Here is a 5,719-nt window from a genome sequence, read left to right on the forward strand (position 1 = left end):
GCTCGCGAGACCGACGCTCCAGCATTCGAGACCCCGTCTAAGTCCAACCACAGACGAATTGAATCAAACAGTTCGATGTTTTTCAACAGCCCCAGGGTTCATACGATGCGGAACCTGCTCGCGCGCGTCCCGAAAGCCCAGCAATCCCGCGTCGCCACAGCTATCCGCGAGGTCTTTGTCCAACCCAATCATGAGAAGGCGCGGGACCTTTGGCGAAGGATGGTCGCGTCCGCTCACAATAGCCTTCCCAAGCTGGCGCAGGCTATGGACGAGGCCGAAGAAGATGTGCTGGCCTACATGACCTTCCCCAAGGCGCACCGGACGAAGTTACACTCGACGAACACATTGGAACGCCTGAACCGAGAGGTGAAACGTCGCGCTGACGTTGTCGGCATCTTCCCGAATGAGGCATCGATCTTGAGGCTGATCGGTGCAGTCCTCCTCGAGGCGAATGACGAATGGTCCCTGCAGCATCGCTATATCAGCCTCGAACCGTTCAACGATCTCGCCCCCGTGCTCGATGACGACCCAACCCTCCTTGCACTCTCCGTCGATCCGGGCAAAATACCTCATGCAGCAGCCTGACTGATTACACCGTCAGGCCACTCGAATTTCCACCACTCCCGTGGACGCCATCCCATTTTTTGCCGAAGGGTTCCAGAACACCGCTTGACAGTCAGGCCATCTCCTTATCACCACCCACAGACATCGAGGGCCGACGCTCGTCGTCGCCGACCGATCCGTTTTCAGGCTGCCAAGGCGGCAGCTTTGTAACTCTCCCCGTGGCGCAGGAGCGCCCAAACGGTGCGCGCCATCTTGGCCGCCAGGGCGACGACGGCCGTGTTGAGATGCGCCCGAGCCAGGAGCCCACGTAACCAGGCGCCGACCGCCGTGTCTGCGGCCTTGAGCGTTGGTAAGGCCGCCCGGGCACCCTGAATTAGCATTTTGCGTAGGTACTTGCTGCCGCGCTTAGTGATGCCGAGCAGCTTCGGTCGGCCACCCGTCGTCACCTGCCGTGGCACGAGGCCCAGCCACGCCGCGAGGTCCCGTCCTCGGGCGAAGGTGCCTGCGTCACCGATGGCGGCCACGAGGGCCGTCGCGTTCAGCGCGCCAATGCCGGGAATGGACAGAAGCCGCTTCGTACCGTCCTGCACCTTGGCGGCGGCGGCGAACTCCGTGTCGAAAGCCTTGATGCGCTCGTCGAGCGCAACCCACTGGCGGCGCATGTCAGCGATCAACTCATGAATGCGACTTGCCAGAACGGGTTTTTCGCCGTCGAGCAACTCGCCGAGAGCAACGGCGAGTCTGGCACGACCTTGTGCCACCACATGGCCGCGTTCCAGGAGCAAGCTGTGGATCTGGTTCATCAGCGACGTCCGGTCGCCAACAAGCCTGTCACGGACGCGATGAAGCGTCTGCATATCGAGTTGCTCTTCGGACTTCACAGTAACGAAGCGCATAGTGGGCCGGGTTGCAGCCTCGGCGATTGCTTCGGCATCCCGGTCGTCGTTTTTCTGCGCCTTAACGTAAGGGCGTACATACTCGGGAGACATAAGGCGGATCTCGTGCCCCAGGCCCTCCAGCGCACGGCCGATGTGGTGGGCGCCGCAGCAAGCTTCCATGGCGACCACGCAGGCCGGGATCTTGGAACAGAACGCGATGATAGTGTCGCGGCGTAGACGTCTACGCAGGACGATCTTTCCTCCAGCGTCGAGGCCCACGAGGCTGCACGACGTTTTGCCGAGATCGATGCCGATGATGGAAAGCTGCATGAGGTCCGCTCCGTCTTTAAACTGGATTGCGAAGGCAGCCTGTCAGCCGCTCCGCTGAAAGGGGCGGGCCATCCATAAGGGGGGAGCGCAGGCAAGCCATTGGCCGCTCTCGTGGCGGACGCACGACCAAGATCCATGCGCTGACCGATCGCGATTGTCGCCCAATCGCCTTTCTGCTGACCGGCGGCCAGGTCGCTGATTGCGTCGCCGCCGATACACTGCTCGATCAGCTCACCGCGGCTGAACTGGTGCATGGCGACAAGGGCTACGACACCAATGCCGTGCGACAGAAGATCGAGGCCAAAGGTGCGGCTCCGAACATCCCGCCCAAAATCAATCGCCTCTGGAAAAACTGTTTCTCCCCATACCTTTACCGCAGCCGCAACGCCCTCGAGCGCATGTTCAACCGGCTCAAGGATTTCCGACGGGTCGCCACACGCTACGACCGGCTCGCCACAAACTTCCACGCCGCTGTCTGCATCGCAGCGGTCGTCAGCTACTGGTTATGAGTCCCGACCCTAAGAGAGCATTCGTGACTGGGGCATCCGCTTTGGCCGGCAATTTGTCCCCGACCCTCAAGCGCCCCCGCTCGAAGCCCGGGGACAAATGGCATTTGGATGATGTATTCATCCGGATCCGGGGCAAGCTGCACCATCTCTGGCGCGCGGTCGGTCAGACTGGAGCCGTGCTCGATATCCTTGTGCAGAAACGGCGGGATACCGAGGCGGCCAAGCGGTTCTTTCGGAAGCTGATCAAAGGTCAGGCCGCAGCGCCCAGAGTGATCGTGACGGATAAGCTGAAGAGCTACGCGACGGCCAAACGAGAAATCCTGCCAAAGGTCGAACACCGACAAAGTCGCTATCTGAACAACAGGCCCGAGGTTCTGCACCAACCGACACGACGACGAGAACGGCAGATGCAGCGGTTGGAATCGGCAAGTCAGGCACAGCGCTTCCTATCCGCTCATAGCCGCATTCACTTTCAGTTTTGCCGTCATCTCGTACCCGCTACCGATTACCGCTCGCTCCGAGAGACAGCACTCAGCGACTTGCAAGATGTGGTCGAGGTCGATACAACCGCATGATCTTGCAACTGTAGCCGCCCCCGATCAGCTTCCGGCGCAACAGCCTGACAAAGCCGTTAGGGAGTGGCAACTCCCACGGAATTAGAACCTACGTTAAGTACGTGATTTTGGACGTTACTATAGCTATTCGCCTGAACATTCCAGTTTGACGCTCCGGACAGATTGACGCCTACGGTCAGATTAACAAAAGTGTTGCCCACCACTGTTGTTCCCACTGAAGCCCCGAGATTAAAAAGGCCGGTATTGTTTCCGGAGGTAACAGGAGAAGAAAAAGAATTTCCTATAAAAGTAGATTGGTCTACAGCAGAAGAGGTCGAGATCAGTACGCCCGTGTTATTCGCAGGTATGTAGATCAAATTTCCTGACATGAACACACTCCCAATCGGAGCGTCAAGGAGAACCTGGTTTCCTGTAGTGTTGAACTGGCTATTGGATATCGCGAGTTGAGTTGCGCCCACTGCCCCATATGGCAACAGAACTCCAGTAACTCCATTCGTGAAGTTGCATTGATCAATGGTCACTCCTTGCAGGTACGTGCCGTATTGGAACCCCGTCCCTAATCCAAAGAACCCGCATTTCGAAATATTATGCACAATTGTGTAGTAGGGTGCGGTTCCGGAATTTCCTTCGATGGTCAGGCCCGTGCTCGCAGAATTTCCATAAAAGAGGACGGTATCGTAGGCGACATTTGAAAGCCCACGAACTAGCAGGCAGGGATTCCACGATCCACCTCGGAAGGTAACTCGCGTGACGTCGCTTTGCGCAAATTGACCGAGAAGCGAAGAGTTTGTTAGCGCAACACCCTGCACATTTGTCGTTCCCGTGGTGATAGAGATATCACGTAAATGAACCGAATGCTGTGGGCTAGAGGCATTTAGAACCATACCTGCAGTGCTCGGCCAATACAAGATGGACGCATCGGCGCCGGCTCCCGTGAGTGAGACAGAGCAGTTCCCAGCTGGGAAATCGTACGTCATTGCACCGCTAAAGAGAAATGTGCCAGGTGGAAAGAATACTTCTCCCCCGCCCTGCGGAAGTGAGTAAATTGCATTATAAAGCGCTGGAAGATTGTCACTTACACCGTTCGGCGAACCACCAAACCAAAGAATATTATATGGTCCGCGATGCTGCTCCCGATAATATCTATTACCCGCAGCGTCCAGAATAATAGTTCCTGTATTGTCACCCGATGTTGTATCCGACGCGACGAAGGTAAACATGCCTTCCCCACCATCGCCTGGCGACGAATAGCCTTCGACCCAAATAACGGGTGTCGAGCTGCCGCCCGTGTAGTTCCGCAATGCTTGGATATTGGAAACGGTGACACAGTTCGCCATTTTGGGTCCTTGGTTTTGGGGACATTGGGTCTGCCCGGCGTCTGCCGATGCCTTAGCATCCTTACAGGGTTTTGTTGAAGACGCAAGTCCTACCCCGACACCAGAGGCCAAGACATAACATTGCGGTAAAAAACGATTCGGGTATAATACTACTAGTTGCCAGGTCAAGCAATCTCGCTGCGGCAGACGTTGGGAAAGAGACGTGTCATCAGAGCCAGAATCGCTGAGGGGGGCGGTATAGAGCGCTAAATGGGCCGTAATCCCGAAGTTCCGGAAAGGTTCAACCGGTCGCTTCAAGTCGCCGCACCTGTCCTCGCAGCCAAAAGGCGTGCCTTGATCAAAGAGCTGGGCACCTACCTTTCCCGGCGTCCTCGGCAAGATCAGGTTAAAAAGGTATTTGTCGGCAAACATAATGGCATAAAAAGGAGGTGTCCGACGCTTGGAAAAGGGAGCGCTGCGACGGCCAACGAGTTCGGTTTGCGCGAAGTGGACCGATAGCGCCATAAATCACGGGACGCGGCCAAGGCAAGCATCCCGTCTGCGAGCGTTCCAATTCGGTTCGGTGGTCTAGGTGTTTGATTGTTGATTATGGGATGGCCCGCCCGTCTGCAGCTTCGGATATGATCTCTGGAGCTGAGATGAACCCGAGGGGAGCAGATCCATGACGATCGCCATTTTAGGTATCGATATCGGTAAGAATAGCTGCAGCGTTGTTGGTGTCGACGAGCGCGGAGCGGTGGTTTTGCGCCGGACAATGCGTCGCGCGGCGCTGATTAGTTCGTCTCCAAACTGCCAACCTGTATTGTCGCAATGGAGGCGTGTTGCGGCGCCCATCACCTGGGACGGTGGTCGTGTAGGTTGTGGGAGAGGTGGTCACCGGAGATGATCCGGTAAGGTCTGGTTGCTGACACTAACCCAAGACCGGAGAGACCCCCGATGACCGACGGCATGATGAACTTCCGAGACCTTGTCGAGAATGCCCCTGATGCAGACCTTCTGCGCGAGATGATCAGTTTTTCCACGCGGTCGGTCGATGACCTGGTGAAGGCGATGGGGCTGTCGGGCCTGTCGAAGAGCCAGGTATCGCGGCTCTGTGGAGAAATCGACGACAAGGTCCGCGCCTTCCTGACCCGCCCGCTGGAAGGCGACTGGCCCTATCTCTGGATCGATGCGACCTATCTCAAGGTGCGCCGGGGTGGGCGGATCGTCTCGGTCGCCGCCGTCATCGCCGTTGGCGTCAACACAGACGGTCGGCGCGAGGTGCTGGGGCTGGAGATCGGCACCTCGGAAGCGGAGCCGATCTGGACCGAGTTCCTGCGCAAGCTGACGCGCCGCGGTTTGCGCGGCGTGAAGCTGATCATCTCGGATGCGCATGAGGGCATCAAGGCGGCCGTCGCGAAGGTGCTGAGCGCGACCTGGCAGCGCTGCCGCGTGGGGCTGTTGAAAAACATCGAACTGTTTGATTCAATTCGTCTGTGGTTGGACTTAGACGGGGTCTCGAATGCTGGAGCGTCGGTCTCGCGAGC

The 5,719-nt window shown here is 57.7% G+C and carries 5 protein-coding genes and 2 pseudogenes; 5 read left to right on the forward strand and 2 right to left on the reverse strand.

The genetic code is table 11. The features are described 5' to 3' along the window. Positions 1-585, forward strand: a 585-nt coding sequence (locus tag ACYQ6W_RS22395) for a transposase (protein ID WP_459678473.1), incomplete at its 5' end; no start/stop codon positions are given. Positions 586-746: 161 nt separating this feature from the next. Here ACYQ6W_RS22395 and ACYQ6W_RS22400 read toward each other — a convergent pair. After that, a complete protein-coding gene (locus ACYQ6W_RS22400; protein WP_459678475.1) occupies positions 747-1,772 on the reverse strand; it encodes an IS110 family RNA-guided transposase in 1,026 nt (341 codons plus the stop codon). Positions 1,773-1,798: 26 nt separating this feature from the next. Between ACYQ6W_RS22400 and ACYQ6W_RS22405 the strand changes: the two genes are divergently transcribed. After that, on the forward strand, positions 1,799-2,281 hold the full coding sequence (locus tag ACYQ6W_RS22405; protein ID WP_459678478.1) for an IS5 family transposase: 483 nt from the start codon (positions 1,799-1,801) through the stop codon (positions 2,279-2,281). Between the two features lie 23 nt (positions 2,282-2,304). Beyond that, positions 2,305-2,856 (forward strand): IS6 family transposase, encoded by a 552-nt coding sequence (locus tag ACYQ6W_RS22410; protein WP_459678480.1) that lies wholly within the window; start codon positions 2,305-2,307, stop codon positions 2,854-2,856. A 56-nt stretch (positions 2,857-2,912) separates the two neighbouring features. Here the strand turns inward: ACYQ6W_RS22410 and ACYQ6W_RS22415 are convergent, their stop codons facing one another. After that, entirely contained in the window at positions 2,913-4,193 is a 1,281-nt protein-coding gene (locus ACYQ6W_RS22415; protein ID WP_459678482.1) for a hypothetical protein, read from the reverse strand. Between the two features lie 661 nt (positions 4,194-4,854). Between ACYQ6W_RS22415 and ACYQ6W_RS22420 the strand changes: the two are divergent. Then, positions 4,855-5,039, forward strand: a pseudogene (locus ACYQ6W_RS22420) (IS110-like element ISMmg1 family transposase); the annotation flags it as partial. A 171-nt stretch (positions 5,040-5,210) separates the two neighbouring features. Then, positions 5,211-5,642: pseudogene (locus tag ACYQ6W_RS22425) on the forward strand (IS256 family transposase); the annotation flags it as partial. Positions 5,643-5,719 lie beyond the last annotated feature (77 nt).

It is taken from the genome of Acidisoma sp. 7E03 (genome assembly GCF_054665075.1).

Coding starts and splice junctions, on each gene's coding strand:
- ACYQ6W_RS22400 (WP_459678475.1), bottom strand. CDS start 1,772: ATGCAGCTTTCCATCATCGGCATCGATCTCGGCAAAACGTCGTGCAGC.
- ACYQ6W_RS22415 (WP_459678482.1), bottom strand. CDS start 4,193: ATGGCGAACTGTGTCACCGTTTCCAATATCCAAGCATTGCGGAACTAC.